General features: G+C 59.6%; 18 protein-coding genes. 6 read left to right on the top strand and 12 right to left on the bottom strand.

Annotation, left to right across the window (positions count from 1 at the left end; genetic code table 11):
• Positions 1 to 65: 65 nt before the first annotated feature.
• The 4 genes from X756_RS154165 to X756_RS1000000169320 all read left to right on the top strand — a co-directional run bounded on the left by X756_RS154165 (position 66) and on the right by X756_RS1000000169320 (position 3,252).
• On the top strand, positions 66 to 1,265 hold the full coding sequence (locus X756_RS154165; RefSeq protein WP_023729552.1) for an ABC transporter substrate-binding protein: 1,200 nt from the start codon (positions 66 to 68) through the stop codon (positions 1,263 to 1,265).
• Between the two features lie 13 nt (positions 1,266 to 1,278).
• On the top strand, positions 1,279 to 1,992 hold the full coding sequence (locus X756_RS154160; protein WP_245264480.1) for a thermonuclease family protein: 714 nt from the start codon (positions 1,279 to 1,281) through the stop codon (positions 1,990 to 1,992).
• Between the two features lie 165 nt (positions 1,993 to 2,157).
• Positions 2,158 to 2,910 carry a GGDEF domain-containing protein gene (locus X756_RS154155; RefSeq protein ID WP_023729554.1) on the top strand — a complete coding sequence of 251 codons (753 nt, stop codon included), beginning with the start codon at positions 2,158 to 2,160 and terminating at the stop codon, positions 2,908 to 2,910.
• A gap of 102 nt (positions 2,911 to 3,012) precedes the next feature.
• Positions 3,013 to 3,252 carry a hypothetical protein gene (locus tag X756_RS1000000169320; RefSeq protein WP_023696398.1) on the top strand — a complete coding sequence of 80 codons (240 nt, stop codon included), beginning with the start codon at positions 3,013 to 3,015 and terminating at the stop codon, positions 3,250 to 3,252.
• Between the two features lie 887 nt (positions 3,253 to 4,139).
• On the opposite strand, the gene X756_RS154150 is transcribed toward X756_RS1000000169320, so the two are convergent.
• Together X756_RS154150 and X756_RS1000000169805 are read right to left on the bottom strand one after the other, a co-directional pair.
• A complete protein-coding gene (locus X756_RS154150) occupies positions 4,140 to 4,310 on the bottom strand; it encodes a hypothetical protein (RefSeq protein WP_023713094.1) in 171 nt (56 codons plus the stop codon).
• Between the two features lie 83 nt (positions 4,311 to 4,393).
• On the bottom strand, positions 4,394 to 4,639 hold the full coding sequence (locus X756_RS1000000169805; RefSeq protein WP_023729558.1) for a hypothetical protein: 246 nt from the start codon (positions 4,637 to 4,639) through the stop codon (positions 4,394 to 4,396).
• 229 nt (positions 4,640 to 4,868) lie between these two features.
• On the opposite strand from X756_RS1000000169805, the gene X756_RS154145 reads away from it, so the two are divergent.
• Positions 4,869 to 5,381 (top strand): response regulator, encoded by a 513-nt coding sequence (locus X756_RS154145; protein WP_023753040.1) that lies wholly within the window; start codon positions 4,869 to 4,871, stop codon positions 5,379 to 5,381.
• A 1,175-nt stretch (positions 5,382 to 6,556) separates the two neighbouring features.
• On the opposite strand, the gene X756_RS1000000169325 is transcribed toward X756_RS154145, so the two are convergent.
• Positions 6,557 to 6,778: a hypothetical protein gene (locus X756_RS1000000169325; protein WP_198020014.1), complete on the bottom strand. Its 222-nt coding sequence runs from the start codon at positions 6,776 to 6,778 to the stop codon at positions 6,557 to 6,559.
• Positions 6,717 to 6,977 (bottom strand): aminotransferase class I/II-fold pyridoxal phosphate-dependent enzyme, encoded by a 261-nt coding sequence (locus tag X756_RS1000000167350; protein ID WP_245264481.1) that lies wholly within the window; start codon positions 6,975 to 6,977, stop codon positions 6,717 to 6,719. Before X756_RS1000000167350 ends, X756_RS1000000169325 begins: the two co-directional genes overlap by 62 nt.
• Before the next feature lie 523 nt (positions 6,978 to 7,500).
• Here X756_RS1000000167350 and X756_RS154140 point away from each other — a divergent pair.
• Complete coding sequence (locus X756_RS154140; RefSeq protein WP_023729560.1) at positions 7,501 to 8,931, top strand: hypothetical protein; 1,431 nt, start codon at positions 7,501 to 7,503, stop codon at positions 8,929 to 8,931.
• A gap of 289 nt (positions 8,932 to 9,220) precedes the next feature.
• Here the strand turns inward: X756_RS154140 and X756_RS154135 are convergent, their stop codons facing one another.
• The 8 genes from X756_RS154135 to X756_RS154100 form a co-directional block, all read right to left on the bottom strand.
• Positions 9,221 to 10,558, bottom strand: a complete 1,338-nt coding sequence (locus X756_RS154135; protein WP_023729561.1) for an HlyD family type I secretion periplasmic adaptor subunit — start codon at positions 10,556 to 10,558, stop codon at positions 9,221 to 9,223.
• Between the two features lie 26 nt (positions 10,559 to 10,584).
• Complete coding sequence (locus tag X756_RS154130; protein WP_023729562.1) at positions 10,585 to 12,297, bottom strand: type I secretion system permease/ATPase; 1,713 nt, start codon at positions 12,295 to 12,297, stop codon at positions 10,585 to 10,587.
• 335 nt (positions 12,298 to 12,632) lie between these two features.
• Positions 12,633 to 13,490 carry a class I SAM-dependent methyltransferase gene (locus X756_RS154125; protein WP_245264483.1) on the bottom strand — a complete coding sequence of 286 codons (858 nt, stop codon included), beginning with the start codon at positions 13,488 to 13,490 and terminating at the stop codon, positions 12,633 to 12,635.
• Between the two features lie 128 nt (positions 13,491 to 13,618).
• Positions 13,619 to 14,878, bottom strand: coding sequence for a polysaccharide biosynthesis/export family protein (locus tag X756_RS154120; protein WP_023729564.1), 1,260 nt, complete (start codon positions 14,876 to 14,878; stop codon positions 13,619 to 13,621).
• Positions 14,865 to 16,142 carry a hypothetical protein gene (locus tag X756_RS154115; RefSeq protein ID WP_023729565.1) on the bottom strand — a complete coding sequence of 426 codons (1,278 nt, stop codon included), beginning with the start codon at positions 16,140 to 16,142 and terminating at the stop codon, positions 14,865 to 14,867. Before X756_RS154115 ends, X756_RS154120 begins: the two co-directional genes overlap by 14 nt.
• Positions 16,139 to 17,143 carry an SDR family NAD(P)-dependent oxidoreductase gene (locus tag X756_RS154110; RefSeq protein WP_023681044.1) on the bottom strand — a complete coding sequence of 335 codons (1,005 nt, stop codon included), beginning with the start codon at positions 17,141 to 17,143 and terminating at the stop codon, positions 16,139 to 16,141. The genes X756_RS154115 and X756_RS154110 overlap by 4 nt, the downstream gene beginning before the upstream one ends.
• 44 nt (positions 17,144 to 17,187) lie before the next feature.
• Positions 17,188 to 17,862 (bottom strand): sugar transferase, encoded by a 675-nt coding sequence (locus tag X756_RS154105; RefSeq protein WP_023681043.1) that lies wholly within the window; start codon positions 17,860 to 17,862, stop codon positions 17,188 to 17,190.
• Positions 17,859 to 19,010: a DegT/DnrJ/EryC1/StrS family aminotransferase gene (locus tag X756_RS154100; RefSeq protein WP_023729566.1), complete on the bottom strand. Its 1,152-nt coding sequence runs from the start codon at positions 19,008 to 19,010 to the stop codon at positions 17,859 to 17,861. The genes X756_RS154105 and X756_RS154100 overlap by 4 nt, the downstream gene beginning before the upstream one ends.
• Positions 19,011 to 19,024: the final 14 nt, after the last annotated feature.

The raw sequence follows: 19,024 nt of genomic DNA on the forward strand, positions 1-19,024 counted from the left end.
AAGTCTGCCGTAAGATGAACGGATGAGACCGGGACAAATACCCGGCGGGATATGAGGGAGGCATCATGGATTCTGGCCGGCAGCGACACGGTTCGTGGACGTGGGCGATCGTCTTTGCGTTAGCGGGCATAGTGTCGGGCTGCCAGTCGAAAGGCAGCGTCTCGGACGCGCTCGACCAGGCGGCGATCGCCGCACCCGGAGCGCCGGCCGCCGGCACCGCTGCCAGCCCGGCCCAAGCCACGCGATCGCTCGGCACCGGGTCGACGAAGGTCACGATGCTGCTGCCTTTGTCGGCCCCGGGCAACGCCGGCGAAAACGGCCGGAAGATGCTCGATGCGACCAAGCTGGCAATGGCCGACCTTGGCAGCGCACTGCTCACGGTTACGGTCGAGGACACCCAGGGCGACAGCGCGCACGCCAGCGAATTGGCTGTGAAGGCGATCACCACTGGAACCAAGATCGTCATCGGCCCGGTCGAACTCGCGGCCGCGCAGCACATAGCCAAGCTGTCGGGATCGAAGCGGCCGCCGGTGCTGGCGTTGGCCGACAATTTCGCTGGCGGCCCAGGCGTCTATGCGGTCCGCCTCAACGAGGCCGACAGCGCGGCCGCGGGCGCAGCCGGCCTGGCGGCCAAAGGCAGCAAGAAGTTCGTGTTGCTCGTTGCGGCAGGAGCGAATGCCGGCGCGGTTGAAAAGCGGGTCGCCAACAGCCTCAGCATCTATGGCGCGACGCTCGCCGTCACCATTCCGTATCCGGCCGGCGATGGCGGCACCAAAGTGGTCAATGATATGGGCTCGCTGGTCGAGGCTCCCGATGCCATCATCATCGCCAGCGGCGACGACAATCCGGCGCAGATCCTTGCGGCGCTCAAAACGAAAGGCATTCCTGGAAAAGCAATTGCCGTCGTTGGAACCAACCGCTGGCTGGAACATCCGATGGAGCCGCTGTTTGAAGGCTCCTACATCGCCACGCTCGACCCAACCGAAACCGGCCCGATCGCCGACCGCTTCAAGACGACCTACAATTATCCAGCCGACGCCAATGTCGCCTACGCATATGATATGGTCGCCCTGACAGCAGGAATTGCAAGTTCGGCCGGGCCTGACGGCTTCAGCAAGCAGGTGCTCGAGAATCGGAGCGGATTTCGCGGATCGACCGGCCTGTTCCGGTTTCGGGCGGATGGCTCCAGTGAGCGATCCATGCCCTTCTATCAGGTTCAAAAGGGTGCACTCAAGCTGGTCGCCAAATCGACATCGGGGTATTGAGGGGCAAGGAACCTTGCTTGAGTTGATGGGCTGGCTGAGGCACAATCGCTTGATAGCGCTCGGAAGCCTGCTCCTCCTGGCCGGGGTCTTGTTGATCATGCGGGCCGCCGATCTGCTTCCCATCGATCGGCCGATACCAGCGTCGCGTCAATCCATCGACGATAGCCAGCCACTGCGACCAATTGCGACCGCCGCCAATACGCCATGGCGAGGACGGGCACGCAAGATTGCTCAGGACCTTATCGCGCCGCCACAGCTTGATCCGGCGCAAATCGAACGGGTCGAGCCGCGCCCGCCGCTCAGCGACCTTGGTCTGGCTTCGCCTGCAGGGATGCGGATGCCAAAGGATTGGAAAGAGGTCCTGCTGTACCAACCGGTTGCCACCTCGTCGGCAACCTTCGAATCGATGGGGCGCAAGGTAGCCATCAGCGGGATCCAAGGCATTGACCTGGATGAGACCTGTTCCTTTCGTGGCATCGCCTGGCCTTGCGGCCAGCGTGCGCGCGCGACGTTCAAGTCCTGGCTGCGCGGCCGGGCGCTGAAATGCGTCGTGCCGCCGGAAATCGATCGTTTTGCCATTGGAGCACCGTGCAGCTTGGGCAAGCAGGATGTCGGCGCGTGGCTTGTTTCCAATGGCTGGGCGACGGCCCTGGCGAGTGGCATCTACGGCAAGGCGGAGGCAGTGGCCAGAGACGCGCAGATGGGGATATTCGGCCCGCCGCAATAGCCGATAATTCGGTGTCGTCGCTTTTACCGCCGTAGCCTTGCTTTTGAAGGCCTGATTTCGGGCCGATGGTAGGTGATTGCGCCATTACTAAAATTGTATGTTTCCTCGAAACTGAAAGTGCAGCACCTTGGCCTTATGACAGCCGATCAGGCGGGAGATTGGCTAATGATGACACCAATGGCGAATAGCTCGCCCCGGCAATGGAAAGATATCGCATGGCTGACTGCCCTGGGATCGGCGGGAATTCTGCTCCTCTCGGTTGGCCTAAATTATCTGCTTCTGTTCTCGGAAGCCTTGACGCCGTTCGGCCGCAGCATGGTCACAGCGATCCTGTTGCCGGTCATCGTCGGTGGCCCGCTTTTGCTGTTCATTGGCCTGCAGCGGACCGAGCTCGTCCGTTATCGAAGAGAACTCAACAAGTCGGCGACCTTTGACAGCCTGACAGGCTGCCTCAACCGGACAGTCTTCACGTCGATGGTCGAAAGGAGAGCAACCAGGCCGGAATCGTCTGGTCCAAGATCTGGCGCCTTCCTGGTCATTCATCCCGAACACATCAGGTCCATCAATCTGCGCTTCGGCCTTGGCTGGGGTGACGAAGCCTTGCGGCTCATAGCCTCGACCATCCAGTCATCGGTACGCAAGGAAGATCTGGTGGGCCGGATCGGAACCTCCATGTTCGGGGTCTTTCTGCCCGGTGCGACAGAAGACGACGCCAGGGAGATCGGCGACCGTATCCGGGCGCGCGTGGCCCAAGCCTATTTCGCGCCAAAAGGAACCGCGGACACGCTGACCATCAGCGTCGGCGGCGTGGTGTTTGAAAACGAGTTGGAATTCGAGGACATGTTCCGATCGGCGGAATCGCTGTTATCCGGCGTCGAACGCCAGCCCGGATTTCAATTGTCGCACCTCCACAACTAGCTGAAACAAGTCGTTGCCGGAGGAACACCGCCGCAAATGTCTTGCCGCACGGCTGCGGCAGCGATCATCTTGGCCCTTGTTGCCAAACCGGACGATTGACCCATGGGCGGTTTCAACCCGTGGGAGGTCTGGTTCCTGACGGTGCTGACGGCATCGCCGCGCATCGCTGGCAGTATTTGCCGGACCGACCAAGTTCTGGTTGCCGCTGGTTGCAGCAACCTTGATCGCCTTGATGGCCGGCTATCGGACCATGCTGCTGCCGCCGAACTCCTGACAGGTCGAGACACCCGCCGCGCGAGTAGCATCAGGTTCGGCGCTCAGGGCACGAGCGACAAAGCTTGAGGGCGCACAGATAGCAGCTGGATCCCCACGGCTCTCTCTTCATCCGTGGGGATCACAAGCACGTCGACGTCGGAACCAGCAAGGCTGATGACCTCGTCGCCTCGTCCATTCAGCTTGTGGTCGATATTAACCGCAAGCCAGCCGGCCACAGCCCCGGCCCTCTCTCACAGTTCGAAGACGCTTTCGATTTCGCCGTTGATTTGGTCGGCAGGGATGCCAGGCTTCTCGGCCGCTGTCGTCAATTGGTCTGCTAAGTCGCTGGCGGCGATCGGATCGCCCCGCGTCACAATCGCGGCGCGGAGGAGTTTTACTAGCTCCCCCTCATCTTGACGCCGGCGCCGGCTACTCCAAAGTCTTGGGCATCGCTCGGGGAAGTATCAAAGTTGGCGACGAGGTCGCAGTCACGGCGATTGTGCGCGGCCGGGTGACGCCCGATCGCATAAGCGTGACGATCCCCTCCTACGACTTCCCGCATTCTGTTGTCGATTCGACTTGGAAGACTGTGATTGGCCAGCATATGGAATTGATCGGCCCTGTCACACGCATCGACGGGGACAAGGTAACCGTCAGCCTCCGGCCATTGGTGACTGTCNGAATTGATCGGCCCTGTCACACGCATCGACGGGGACAAGGTAACCGTCAGCCTCCGGCCATTGGTGACTGTCGAGGCCGAGCACGTGCGCCTTGTCGAAAGACATGTGGCGCTTCCACGCGGGCGAAAAAAGTCGCTGGTTGACAAAGTTTAACTTGCCTGCCCACCCAAGTAACGGCCAGTGAAACTTTCCCCATCACATCGGCTCTGGTCGCCTCCCGCTAGCTGCCGGCGCGTTGCGATATCGGCACAGTAGACGGGTTGGCATNATCACATCGGCTCTGGTCGCCTCCCGCTAGCTGCCGGCGCGTTGCGATATCGGCACAGTAGACGGGTTGGCATTTTCCGAACTTTCCGCCATGTCGTCGCGATGACGTTGGCGAAGGCGCTTCAGCAGATCGCGTGAGGCTTGAATCGCCCTGCGCGATTGATCCATGTTCTGGCGAAACGTGGCGCGTTCCTCCATGGACTTCTGCCACTTCAGCAAGGTGGCCGTAGTCGCAGTNGGCGCCGTACATCCAGGCGTAGGTGGCGCGTTCCTGATCTTTCTTAGGCATGGCCATTTGCATCATCCTCCCGGAAATCCAGCAGCCTTGCGTGCCGCAGCTTCTCTTCGCCTTTGAGGGTCTCGACCCAGCCAACCAGTCCGGGCTTCAGCCACTCGGCCTTTTCCTTCTTATGTCCCTTCGGGACCGGGCCGCCAACCTTGCCCTGGACACGATCCCAAAGCGCTTGCCGCTCATCGGCATTGAAGTTGACGAGTGCGCCGCCTTTGTAGAGGCCCTTTTCAGCCATGATCCCTGGGTAGCTTTGCCGCGCTCGCGCTGTGCACCGATGATTTGCATTTCCTTTTCCTCAAAGCACTTGATCTTGCGCCAAGCGCTCGTTTGCCGCTGCGATATGGACTGCCCTTGAGCTTCGAGACCATGCCTTCTAGCCCGTCTCGTCGACCAGGTGGCAAACGGCGTCACCAGTGCGGCATCGCTCCGCTGAATTGAATGCGCCCGCCGGCAGGGATCATTTCGTGCAGGATCTCGCCGCGATCTTCGGTCGGCATCCCGCGCAGGTCATGATGCGTGGAACCCTGCCGGTTGCTGACCGTTCTCCGTCAATGGAAGCCCCGAACCAACAGAGCCAAACGATCCTCGTGGTTGACGGCGACGTCATCGCCCGATGCGTCATCGCGGACTATCTCCGCCACTGTGGCTACAGGGTGATTGAGGCCCATTTCGCACGTGAGGCGCAACAAGCGTTGAACTATGCGGAGTTCGGTGTGGACACCGTCTTGTGTGACGTCGACCTGCCGGGCAACATGAACGGGTTCCAACTGTCGAAGTGGGTTCGCGAGAACAAGCCCGAGGTCAAAATAGTGCTTTCTGCCGCAGTAGAACGAACTGCGATCGCGGCGGGCGACCTTTGTCAGGAAGGCCCGCACCTTGCGAAGCCGTATGAGCCGGCCAACGTAGTGGACCATATCAGGCGACTGCAGCGTGTTTGGAGCTTACGATCCAGGAACCCTGGTGCAAAGCGCAATTGATCTCTGTCCAGACGCCGAGAGGCTCGTCTGCATACCAATGGTGATTTAGCCCTGCGAACTGGACGCCGCTCAAAGGAAGAACGGCGTATAAGCCGCAGTCCTGCGTGCGGCCGCAACAGTGGACGGTTGTCCCCCGCAGGACGGAGGAAATTCGCCCTCCTGCCGCGGGCGGTGAACGGGATACCGTAGGAGCGTCAGCATAGCGCCGGCCACAGGACGGGACGCGGCACCGACTGTCCCCGTCCGGTAGTCCGCATGTTTTGGTCGAAGCCGACCGGCTGAGATCGTGCGCATTTTGGTTCTCGACGGTACGGCCGCTGATCGGCGATGATGCGAGGACCGAGTTGCCCGGAAGAAATCGATCTGGTCTTGCACCTTTCTTCCTTCCTCATTCGCGGGGCAGCTTGTGATTTTCCAGCCTGACAGACCCTCCCCTGTCTATAAGAAATTTCCCGACGCATGAGCGCACGTCCAACACAGTGCGGACTCCAATGCTCACCGGCAGCGCGAGAATGGTAACCACCTATCTTGAGGGGAGCGCCACGTGCGTAATCAACGATGCAGGCGCTGCCAACCTCGGCATCCCCGGGAATAGCAGGCTTATAAATGAATATATCGTTGATCAACGCTATCGCCGCAGCCGCCGGGAGATGGACAGACCGCGTTCCAGCTAGGGGGATCGATGTTCCAGGCTAAAGGCATTGGCATGCCCGAATTAGAAAAAAGACCTGAATCCCGTAAAGCAGCAACAAAATGCCGAAAGCTATCCAGAAGCCCGGTCGCGTAAGCAATGCCAGATCTTTTCTTAGCTGCTCCATTCACATCAACTAACATGGCCAAGCGTCGTTCCCGTCCGCTGGGGACAAATTTCAACTAAGCTGATCGGCTTCGTCGCATAATGGCCGCGCCACTGCGGATCGAGACACCTCAGCGCCCCGCATGAGCACGCGCAACTCGATCGGAGGCGCAAGGAGAAAGTTCGGAACGGTTCCAAGAACCCCAAGCAAATTGAGCGCCGCAGCGGACGATAAGGTTCACGGATATCCCGGCGAACATCCGCACAGCAATGGTCAACATCAACGGCAGAAGGGCGTCCGAAGGCTGCCGGCTGCTCCTGTCGTCGGAACGAAAAAAGAGAAGAAGCAGAACTTTCGTGTGCGATCGCGCACATCAGATCACGTCTGCGCTTCAGTTCGCTTGAGAAAACCGCATCTCTTCGTCACCGCCTCATCGAGAGCCACCGCTGCGGCATCCTGAATACAGGTCGGCGATCCGAAAAGCATGCATTGCGCAAGATTTTCCAAACTGATGCCAAGACCGGCCCAAGCGTCCATCCTAGCCTGCAGATGCTGTTGAGAGGAACTCGCCGTTGAATATTGTGCTGCGGTAAACCTCATCGCTGATGATCCATAGATTGTGCCGCTCGGCAAATGTGGCAATTGTTTCCAGATCGTCCCTGCCGAACTCATATCCGCCGGGATTGTTTGGGGAATTCAGCAAGATCGCCCGCGTTCGATCTCCTACCGCTGCACTGAGAATGTACTCGGATATTTTCTGTCGTGCATTTTGCAGCGATTGTTTGACGGGTCGGACCACTGCTCCACCGGCGCGTATTGCCGCTTCGTATGTAGATACCAAGGCTCAAGGCAAAGCACCTCGTCGCCAGCTCCGGCAACGGAAGCTTAGTGTGATTGGGCGGCCAGGCGGCCGGTCCCCAATTCGTTCGAATGATGCGCTTGCCTCCCCAAGGTCGCATGGTGAGTCAGCCGGCAAACCAAAACACTCAACCGCCGGTTAGGCCCGGCCGCCTGATGCGCCCCACAAGAGGCTGTGCCGGGCCGTTCGTCGGGGCTTCCGCACCTGAGCGTTAATGTGCCCAGGCAACACACCATTGACGCCAAGACGATGGCAAGAAGGGGAGTCGCGCAGTCCTCAAGCATAAGTCAGCAGGCACCTAGACCGATGTAGGGCCTTCCAATCGCAGCTCTCGGCTCCTCGTGACGCCGGCGCCCTGGCATCGTTTGATTGAACGAAGACGCTGAGTTGAGCTCTCGATACAAAAGCATCTCAGTCCTCGTGCCTCAATGGTTCCGGGCATGCGGCTGCAGGGGATGAAGTCATGAAGTTCAGGGATTTGATCAGACGCGCCGAGGACAATGTGGAGAGGTCGTTCGACGATCTCGAAGCTGACTTGGCTAACGCTGTCGACCAGTGCCTCGATTTGGAGGATGTCGCCGACGTGCCAAACATGGCAGGCGACAACAACGAACAGGATGACAGCGTACGGAGTGAGGGCGGTGCCGGCGACGACGATGATAGCTCGCCGATACCAGCGCATCGGCTGACCTCACACACGCAGAGCCGAATTGCTGCCGTGAGCTCGTTCAACGGCTTGTTCCACGATGCCAAGCTCCATTTCGAGGAGATCAACGCAAAAATCTCCGAAATTACAGGCACATGTCAACTGACGTTCGAGTTTTTTCACATCCTTCACGCGGACATTCTCCGTGCGAACGAACTGGAGCTGGCGAATCAAAATCTGATCGCAGATCAAAGGAACTTGTCGGAAACACTCAATGACCTGAACAGACGGTACTGTGAGCGTCAAGGCACCATCGAGACATTGCAGCAGCGCCAGGCAAGCCTTGTTCAGGAGTGTGAAGTGCTCCGTGGCGCGTTGGCCGCGGCAAGGCTGGAGCTGGTCGAAGCGGCGAACACCACCACAAAGAACGAAGCGGAATTTGGCGACCTCACGAACATGCTTGCCGCCGCAAATGTCGAGGCCGACAGGCGCTCCCGAGAGAACAAACAGCTGCGTGAAAAGAATGTGAGCCTGTCTATTGACCTGGAAAAGGCCATGAAGCGGGAGGAAGAGGCACGGCATAGGCTGGATGCCTTCTCGACGATCCATGCCAACGAAGCTGCGCGAAATTCCGAAATGCTGAGTGCGCTCGGCAAGAGCGAAAAAGAGGCAATCAAATTGCACACCTCACTCGAGGTTGCGCAGGCGAAGCTATGGGAGGTGACCGAAGCAGCCAGGATTATGCAGGCGGACATGGATGGCGAGCTTAAACGCTGCCAGGCTGAGAACCGAGGATTGCGCTCAGAAATTCAAAGTCTCCAATCGCGCTTCGAACTCGCCTCAATCGCAAACACCGAGGCCGCGGCCGAGATCGCCAGGCTCCAGCTACAATGGAGCGACGCCCTGGCGGAAAAACAGGTGACCGACGAAAGGTTGGCCGCACTCACCGAGGAGGCCGAAACCAACAAGGTGAACCTTTCCAAGATCGCCGCAGATTTTGCACAGCTGTCCATGCAGCAGGCGTCCGATCAGATTGAACTCGATGTGAGACGGCAGGAATGCGAGGACTTGCGGGTCGAAATTGCCTCGGTCAATGCTCGGGTCAGGGAATTGCTGCCCTACAAGAGGTCGCACGGAAGCGCGAACGCCTTGCCGCATACATCTGACGTGGCAAATGTAGCGGTGACTGCAGACCGAACGGTGCATGCCGCACGCCGTGGCCGCCGCAGGGCCCTCGCCGCGTTGTAGGAGCAAAGAACCTCTCCTCGTGAGGCAATTGCCCATGTCGATGATCGTGGAACGGTATGCGCTGTTTGTTGCGCAAAAGATGACAGGACACTAACGCTGTTGTCGGGCAGGACTTGGTGAGGCGGCCAGGAAAATCCTGTTGGGGCATCCTTGTAGCCGGGACAATGTCCCGGACGAGCCTCGCGCGTCGGCCGCAGGCGTCACCCCTGTCGGCATCACGTTGCCTACCCCAATATGTCAGCAAGCACGCCTGCCGTGTTCCCGCGGTCGACCGCTCACAGCCGCCATGTCATTGCCGGAAAGCCCTCGACATCTGGTCGGTAAGCGGCTTCAGCAGATAAGACCAGACGCTGTGTTCGTCCGTACTTATGTGAACCTCCGCTGGCATACCGGGTTTGAGCACTTTGGCATTGGTCAGACAGGTGGACTTGTCTTCGACATTGATGCGCGCCGAGAAATAAGAAAGCTGGCGCTGTTGATCTTTTATCAGGTCCGCCGAGATGCGCTTGACAGACCCTTGGCAGGCAGGCGTGGTGCCGGCGTCGAAAGCCGGAAACCGGATCGAGACCCGCTGACCTGGACGAACGTCATCTATGCGCGACGGCGCAATCAGCGCGTCGACCACAAGGTTGCCGGTGTCAGGGACGATCATCATCAGAACTTCGCCCGCGGCAATCACGCCGCCGATCGTGTGAATGGAAGATTCCTGTACCGTTCCCGATTGCGGAGCGCGGATGGTGGTTTTGGCCAGTTCGTCCTGTGCCACAACCTTGCGCTCGCTGAGTTCGGTCTGCTTGGCTTCCGTTTCACGAAGTTCGCTCGTTACGTCACTACGCCTTTGTTCATCGAGCTGAAGTATCTGCAGTTCGGTCTCGCTGATCCTGGCCTGCGCCTCGGCAACCGCCGCCGCGAGGCGCCCTGATTCTCCGTGCGCCCGGGTGGCATCCAGTCTGATGTTGCTAAGTCGCTCTTTGGACACCAGCTTCTTTGTAAAAAGCGCCTGTACATCGACAAGATCGCCATCCAGCAGGACCACGGATTGTTCTTCCGCGGTCTGTTGCGCCTTGAGGCCCTCAACTTGGCGTTCGAGTTGCTTTGAGCGGCTTTGCAACTGTGCCTTCTGCCCGTTGAGGGCCGTAGTGCGGCTTTCGAACAGCGTGCGCTCACCGTTCACCAAGGCAGCCAGTTCCGGCTCGCCCATTCGCGCTTGAAGGCTGAACGGAAGCTGCATCTCCGACAGGCCTTGCCGCTCTGCCTCCAGCCGCACAAGCCGAACCGTTGCCCGATCAAGATCCTTGCTAATTATCTGCAGATTGGCCCGTGTCAGTGTGTCGTCCAACCGTGCCATCACATCGCCGGCCCGTACATGATCCCCGTCTTGCGCGAAGATGCCACCTATCGTGCCGCCCGTCAGATGCTGCACCTTCTTTATGTTGCTCTCGACCACCACGGTCGCCGGCGCAATTACCGCGCCAGCAATCTTGGTCAGACCGAGCCAGAGCCCGCCGCCGGCAAGCAACATAACCGTGACCGCCGCACCCAGGATCAGGTTGGCCCCGATTCCATCGTGCGTACCCGAAATCGCGTTGCGCCGGCTCCCATTGCCGATCGGGGCCGATGGAGCCATCGTCGCCTCAGACAAAAAAATATCCCTCATGCATGACCGCTCACCCCTTTGTGCATCGCGACGGCCGCTGCCGGGCGTTCAACAGGCGCAGCAAAGGGGCGGATGACGTTGGCCAGGACCTCCTCGCGTGAGCCGAAGGCGTGAAGCATCCCATTGGACATTACGAGTACCCTGTCGATATTGGTAAGGGCAGAAGGACGGTGCGCAACTACGATGACGATGCCTCCACGTCTGCGCACTGCCAGGATCGCGCCGGCCAAGGCGGTATCGCCATCGACGTCCAGATTTGAATTCGGCTCGTCCAGAACGACGAGAAACGGATCGCCGTAAAGTGCCCTGGCAAGCCCTACGAGTTGCCGCTGTCCAGCCGACAACGCTGTTCCTCCCTCGCCCATGCGAGTTTGAAAACCGTTCGGCAATCGCAGGATCATTTTGTCGACGCCCGCTGCCTTGGCAGCTGCCAGCACGCCCTTGGCGTCGCCCTTCCCGCCAAATCGCGAAATGTTATCGGCAACCGTTCCATCAAACAGTTCGACGTCCTGGGGCAGGTAGCCAATATGTGCGCCAAGACGTTCTTGGTCCCATTGGTCAAGCGAGGCGTCGTCCAGCCTCACCGTGCCGCGAAGTGGCTGCCAGACGCCCACCAGCGCGCGCACAAGCGTGCTTTTGCCAGAACCGCTCGGGCCGACAACGGCCATTCCCGTCCCTGCAGCCAGGCGGAAGCTGACATTGGCTACCGTCGGTTTTTGCTGGCCCGGTGGCGCTATGGTCAGGTCCTCGACCGCAAGCTCCGCTTGGGGGCGCGGAAGTTCCATATGTTCGTCCCGGTCAGGAAAAGCGGCCAGGGCCGTTGCCAGTTGCGAATAGCTTTGCCGGAACGCGGCGAAGCCTCGCCAGTTCGCGATAGCGGCGTCAACAGGAGCCAATGAGCGACCCAGCAAGATGGAGGATGCGATGATCACGCCTGGCGAGGCTTCGCCTCCTATCACCAGGTAGGCACCCAGTCCAAGAACGCAGGACTGCAAGGCCAAACGCAGTGCCCTAGAGAGTGCCCCGGTGGCGCCGACGACGTCGGAAAGCCTCTCTTGGTGCCTCAGATATGCGTTATTGATCTCGCCCCAGCGGTGGGCAAGCCGTGCGGAAAGGCCCATCGCACGTACGACCTCCGCGTTGCGGCGTCCGGATTCGGCGAGATTGCGTTGCGACACCAGCGTCTCGGACGCGCGTGTCACCGATGTGCGGCCAAGAACTTCCGCCATGACCGTGAGCAGCACGACAATGATCGCACCGCTTGTGGACAACAGACCGAGCGCAGGATGCAGGAAATAGATGATCAGCAGGTAAAATGGAATCCACGGAGCGTCGAATATAACAGTCGGCCCCATTCCGGAAAGGAAGCCGCGTAGCTGATCGAGATCACGGAGGGGCTGTATCCGGTTCGCATCCTGCCCGCCAATGAGCGGCAAGGACAGCGAGAGGCCGAACACCCTCTGCTTCAAATTCCTATGGACACGATTGCCCACTCGAACCAGCAGGCGCAGCCGCACGAAATCCAGCAGCCCGTAGACAGCGTAAAGACCCAGCATTCCGATGGTGAACCCGACAAGCGTCGGAACGCTCTGCGAAGGTAAAACGCGATCGTAAATTTGCAGCATATAGACCGAGCCGGTCAGGGCGAGAAGGTTTATGACTGCCGAGAAGATGCCGACGCCTACCAGGCCAGGCACGGTCCCAAGCATTGCGCCTCGCAAATCCGACGAACTCCTTCCACCAGGGTTCATAGGTTTCGACCTCCCGTGAGAGATCGTTGCGCAAGCTCACTGGCCCCACTGGGCACCGACAATCTCTTGCTGTTCAGGAGCGTATCCCCTTAGCCTTCTAATATTACGCCCCACTAACATGCTTGGACTTTAGTCAAAATGTAGCAAAATCGTGGCGCTGCCCTCAGAAACCCGGAACCCACATGTTAAATCGGGGGAAAACTGCCGTTCCATGGTATTTGGGCGGGGCTTCATGCCGGGCGGAGCGGCCCAAGAAAACCACCCCCTGCCCTTTTTCGGGGCATTTTCGCGCTTTAGCGCTTCCTCGCAACAACCAGGAAGTGTTGCGCCAACTGGCCAGGAACGCAAAGCCTTCTGCAGGCCTGCTCGACAGGCTGCATCATCATTTCACAGAACCCTGGCAACAGGTTTCCCGGCCGAGGCAGGTAACCGTACGGTATCGTCTGCTCGACGGTGAATCCCGAGGCAGTCAGGAGGGCCTTGAACCTCGCTGCGCTCAGCGTGTGGCGAATTGTGCGTCCAGACACTCGATTGAGCAGCCGGCACGCCAGGCCGACGGGCGACGTCGCATTCATGTGAACGTTGCACACAAGCCGCCCGCCATCTTTCAGGTGCTCATTGATCGCTTTCAGTGCATGCCATTTCAGTTCATCCTCTGCGTTCAGGAAAAAACGAAATGCAGTTACCACATCGAACGTCATACCCAACTGCTCCCTTGTCACGTCGACGTGACGCAAACTCACATTGGGCGGTACTTGAGCGCTGTCGAGCATAGTTCTGGAAACGTCGGCGCCAACCACCTCGCTGAAGAGGCCGGCGGCTACCTCGGCGATGCGACCTGTTCCGCATGCGAAATCGAGGCAGTTTCGGCTCGCTCCGCTCAAGGGGCGAAGAACATCGAGGATCAGGGGCTTTTCGATGTTCTCCCAAAGCGCGCCATAATAGCCGGAACTGTGCGTTTTGTTGTAATGTAGGCCGTAGCCGGGCGCGCAATGGCTGGTCCTGTAGCCGTCCGACACCCAGCCGCCCTGCGCATTGCTCTCCTTGCTGGACGTAAATTCATGCCAATTTCCGGACTCACCGGCGCGCGACCTGGACCGCACAATTCGCGCTGACGGCATATGGGAAGCATAACTTGCAGACTGCGTCATCTGATCCGCGTTCGTTGAGGGTGTCGGGGTCGCTCCCTGGTTGAAAATGCGCCTCACCTTGGATCTCCGTTCAGTTGGGTTCGCCCCCCCGATAGAACAGTAAGCTCCGCACGGACTGCGCTGACGCCCTATTGGACTGCCACACTTTGCAGTTCACTGCTGAATCTGGCTTCGAGAGTATCCCCCGGCAGCACAATCGCATCTTCGTCAACCAACAGCTTGCGCCATTCATTGCCGATCTTGCGCACGATGGTCACCTGGGCCCGTACCGTTTCGCCGGCAATCGGCAATGGCTGTGTGGATGCTCCGGTCGGCTGCAGCTTCTCGCTGGCGGCATGGAGCCTGGCGGTGACATCCGCCAGCCGGGCGTTGGTGTCCTTCAGATCCGTCAGCAGGCCAATCCTCCTTTGATTGTCGTTGCGTTCGTGCTGTCTGACAAAGTCCTCCTGCTGGCGCCGCGCCCTCATCAGTTCGACCGAGGTTTGAAGCGCGCCGCTTGAAGATAAAAGCAACGCGCGCCTGACATCCGCGAGCCGGGTGTTGGTCAGATTGCCTGCATCGAATGCCTTCGTCACTCGCGCCAAATCTTGCTCATCCGCCTTCACGCTCTCGCCCTCGACTCGTTCGCGTTTCTGCAAAACGTCAATTTGCTCGGCAGCATCCGTCCGGCCCTTCTCCAGAAAATCCTGTTCCTGCCGGAAATCACTCAGCGCAACCTTCAGCGCCTCTGCTTCAGCCTGTGCCATCGCGGCTACAACGCTCGGCGAAAGAGGTGATCCCTGTGGTGTCTTCTTGTCGAAATCCGCCTGGCCCTGAAGCTCGGCGCGAATGCGGGCGGCGTGAAGGTATTCTTTCGTGTAATCTCCCCAGAGCATTTCGTAATCGCGCTTGAGATCAACCGGATCAGGCCCGGCCTGGCCTGCCCGTGATCGCAAAAGACTGAAGCCGCCGGAAACGGCCAGCGCCTGCCGTACAGTCATGAGCGGACGGTAGGCCTGTTGTCCTGGGGTGAGCACATCGCCCGTTACATAGATCGGGCGATAGTCCGCTATGATTGCTGTGACATCGTCGGGCTCGACAGTAACTGTCTGCTCCCGCCCGTCAGTCAGACGCACGTGAAAAATCTTGCTTGGCAAGAGCTCTTGCATGCGCCTTTGCAATTGAGACGCCGTCAGGCCTGCGACCATGATCATCCCCGCCTCCGGAAGGGCAATATTGCCATCCATCTGGACTACGGCGCGCTGCGTCCGATCAGGGATCGGCGCTATTCCTATCTCGACCGTATCGCCAGGTGAGAGTTGATAGGGCTCGACCTCGCCTGCGCAAGCCATCGAGGTTAGCGACATCATCACGACTGCGCCAAGAACGTATCGTCTACTGAAGGTCATTTGCGACAATCTCCTTCCGGTCGAACACCGGCTTCAAAGGCCATTCAACACGAGTAACGAAATCGTATACCGGGCCACCGGGCACGCCCCAGTTGCTGGACCAGACCACCTGGGTGCCGTCTGGAGACGGAGAGGCATGCGTCTCGCTCCAGTAGTCGAAGGGCGCGTTGTGCGTGTCTGCGACACGGCGGACCTCTCCACTGCCGTCTAGACGCAGCGCAATGACTTGCTGAGCGTAAGGCGCCCAATCCGGGTGCTGCGATAGTTCGGCTGGCGTGCCGCCATAACTCAGAAACACCCAGCCGGGCCTGCCGAGCGACCTGAGTGACGCATGCATGGCCTCGCCATATTTCATCAGCGAGGTAGCCTTGCCATCAGCCAAGCGGCGCTTGATCACCTGATATTTGTCAGGATCCGATTTGCTGATCCCGACATAGATTTCGCTTCCGTCGGAATCGACCGTCATGTCGCCATGGCCCGGTCGATGGTGCTCCATCCACTTCTGGCCCAATATGCCGTCGATGGAGAAGACGAAACTCGCTTCGATTCCGTCCGGTAATTGCTGGGAACACACTATGTTGATTCCGAGAGGTGAGATCGAGCAGGAGCCGGTCGTTCCCGGGAATTCGGCAAGATCGATATCCGGGAATTTCCGCCGTTGCTTGAGATCGTAGCCAAAAACCACCGCTCGGCCGTCATTGTTCGTTGCACGCACCGCAATCCGGCTGCCGTCGCGGCTCGGATTGCCTTTGTTGGGTCCAAATTTGAGGTTGGAGTACGCTCCGGAGGCGAACACGACGTCCTCATGATCGGTACGTGGGGCCCATGTCGCAATCTGCCGGCCCCCGACGCAGATCATCAACTCGGGATCAGTGGGATGCCATTCGCATTCGGTCGCGCGGTTGCGGTGGAACAAAGGCAAGTAGGTTTGTCCGTCGAGAAAGCACAGGCCACCGCAGCCATTGGCGATCAGGAGCAGGCTCTGGTCGGCATTCCAAGCCTGTGCGCTTGAGTAACGGTGGGTGCAGTACTTCTTCCCGCATACACCCGCCCGGCCGAGAACGCCCGGTCTGGTGATCCGTGCGAAAACCATGCCAGACCAAGGATCCCTTGTTTGGCGCACATAGCCCGGCAGGTTGTTCACGACCGCTGTGGCCGCCACCTCCGCTGCCTTGCTTTGACGGCCGCCGGCAACATAGATGTTGGGAGATATGGCACCGGCAGCCAGCAACAGCGCCAACGCATGACGGCCGCCCAGGGTCATGTCATGTAACCCACTTCGCGCCGTACCCGGCCTTCACTAAGGCGCTCGCGCCACCACGTGATTGTTCGCTCCAGCCCATCGCGCAGGCTGGTCTGTGTCCGCCATCCAGTCTCACGTTCAAAGCGCGAGGAATCGGCGAGCAAGGCGCGAACTTCGGAATTTTGCGGCCTCAGGCGGCTTTCATCACGACGGACCGGCTTTTTGCAATCGGTCAACTCAAGAACAATGGCCAATACGTCCGAGACGGTCGCAGCGCGTTGGCTGCCAGCGTTGTAGGCGTGGCCGAACTCGAGCTGGGCGAGACCTGCGGTCAGGAACGCTGTCGCGGTGTCTTCGACATAGGTCAGGTCGCGGATCGGGCTGGTATCCCCGACCATGATCGCAGGACATTTCGGGTCGAGGACTTGCCGGATAATGGTCGGCACGATGGCGCGCTCACTCTGGCGCGGGCCATACGTGTTGAAGGGTCGCATGATGACCACAGGGACATCGAACGACCTGGCGTAGGACTCCGCCATCATGTCGGCGCCGATTTTGGATGCCGAATATGGTGACTGTCCCTGCAGGGGGTGTGTTTCGCCGATCGGCATGGTTTGGGCAGTTCCATAGACCTCGCTCGTCGAGGTATGGATCACCCGCTCCGTCTCCCATAGGCGCGCCGCTTCGAGGACATTCACCGTGCCCAGGATGTTGGTTTCCACATAGGACTGGGCAGCGGCGTAGGAGTATGGAATCGCAATAAGCGCCGCCAGATGAAAAACCGCGGCTTGGCCGCGCATGATCCGGTTAAGGAACGCACTGTCGCGGACGTCACCACGGACGAGCCTCAACTGGCTGCGGATGGTGTCCGGCAGATCGTCTAGCCATCCATGGCTGTCAAAGGAATTGTAAAGGGCAAGGGCTGTGACATCTGCCCCGTTGCGAACAAGCGCCTCCGTGACATGCGAACCGATGAATCCGTCCGCGCCGGTCACCAGGACTTTCTTTCCATTGTAGCTCATCACTGCGCATTCCCTTGGCTGTTTGGAACGCTTCCCTTGGATATTCAAACGTCGATCGGCGGTACCGGAACCCAACCGACCACTGCCAGCACTCCCCGCACCATCCACGCGAGGTCGGAGACGATGGTGCGTCGCGGATAATACGAGAGGTCCAGTGTTGCCTTGGCGGGGAACATGACCTCCCGGTAGAACACGATCGGATCCACGGATTGGGGGAAGTAATGTGCTTCGTGCCGAAAAACGACCTGGGCTGGACCCAGCAGGCCTGGCTTGTATTGCAGCACGGCCCTAAGCTCGCCCCGGAAACAATCGGCGAAAGCCAGGCTCTCGGGTCGTGGACCGACGATCGCCATTTCGCCTTTGAGGACATTCCACAGCTGCGGTAGTTCGTCCAGCTTCGTCGCTGCGAGAAAGCGGCCAACGGTGGTCATGCGTGTATCGCCCACGACCGTCAGCGCAAGGCCTTGAGAGCCGCAGTTCACACCGAATTTGCGAAATTTGTACATGCGAAAGGTTCGGCCGCCGGCCCCGATGCGGGTCTGAGCGAACAAGATCGAGCCACCGCCCTCGAGCAGAAGCGCTCCGGCGATCAGCAGCATCAATGGCGCCAATGCGACGGTAGCGATGCCCGCCACCGCAAGATCGATTGCGCGTCTCGCAAAGCCGTGATCAGGATTTGGAACGAACATCCGGTGAAAGGCAGGGTCTAACGCATTCATGCAGCAGTTCCTCTTTGGGCGCCTGCTTTGAGCGCGCCTGTTTTGAGCGCGGCTGCCAGGGCAGCCACGACTGATTCGGCGGCGGCGGAAGTGACCTGGGGGTGCAGCGGAATTGTGAGCTCTCGCTGAGCGAAATCCTCTGTGTGGGGCAAACTCACGCCGGGAAGGCGCTCGCGGTAAAACGTCATTTGGTGCACCGGCGGGTAGTGGATGGTGGTTTGTATGCCCTGTGTCCGCAACTCGTCGATGACATCCTGCCGGCTCGCGTAGCGCGGCAGGACGATCGGCATGATGTGGTAAGCCGACGTCCGGGGTTCGCTAAATGGAATGACAATAGCTGGGCAACGGTCCGCGATCAGGCGTCGGTACAAGACAGCTATGATACGCCTGATTTCGTTCCACTCTTGCAGGTTCTGCAGCTGAACCAGGCCTATTGCCGCTCGCATCTCGTCCATTCGGTAGTTGAATCCAAGCATCGTGACATCATATTGCGGCGTACGACTGTTCAGCCGCTGATGCGTCCCCGTGGTCATTCCGTGCCCGCGGGCCAGGCGAACCCTGTCGAGCAGATCGGGGTCACGTGCAATCACGGCGCCCCCTTCGGCCGTTGTCATGTTCTTGTTGCCATAGAAGCTGAACGCGGCCGCGGCGCCGAAGGTCCCGACTTCCCTAAGCCCGGGCGCGTGCGCAGCGTCCTCGATGATATGCAGCCCGCGAAGCCGGGCGAACCGCTGCCATTGTTCCCGATCGGCGAGATACCCGGCGAAGTGAACGAGAATGACCGCTTTCGTGCGCGTCGTGCACCGCGCTTCGGCTTCCGCAACCGAGATCAACGGCACGTCGACGGACTCGATATCGACGAAGACCGGCGTCGCCCCTACATACAGCACCGCATTCGCCGTCGCCACGAACGTCAGCGAAGGAACCAGTACTTCGTCGCCAGGGCCGATGCCCAAAGCGTGAAGGAGAAGATGGAGCGCTGCGGTGCAGGAACCAACCGCAACGCAATCTCGCGCGCCATGCATGCTGGCAAAGGCCAGTTCGAACTCTCGTACCCTGTCCCCCATCGTAAGCCAGCCGCTATCAATCACCTGCGACAGGGCTGCCTTCTCTGGCACGCCTAGGATCGGGGCGCTCACCAAGAGCATCTTGACCTCCTGAA

The sequence above is a fragment of the Mesorhizobium sp. LNJC405B00 genome (genome assembly GCF_000502615.1).
Lineage (GTDB): Bacteria > Pseudomonadota > Alphaproteobacteria > Rhizobiales > Rhizobiaceae > Mesorhizobium.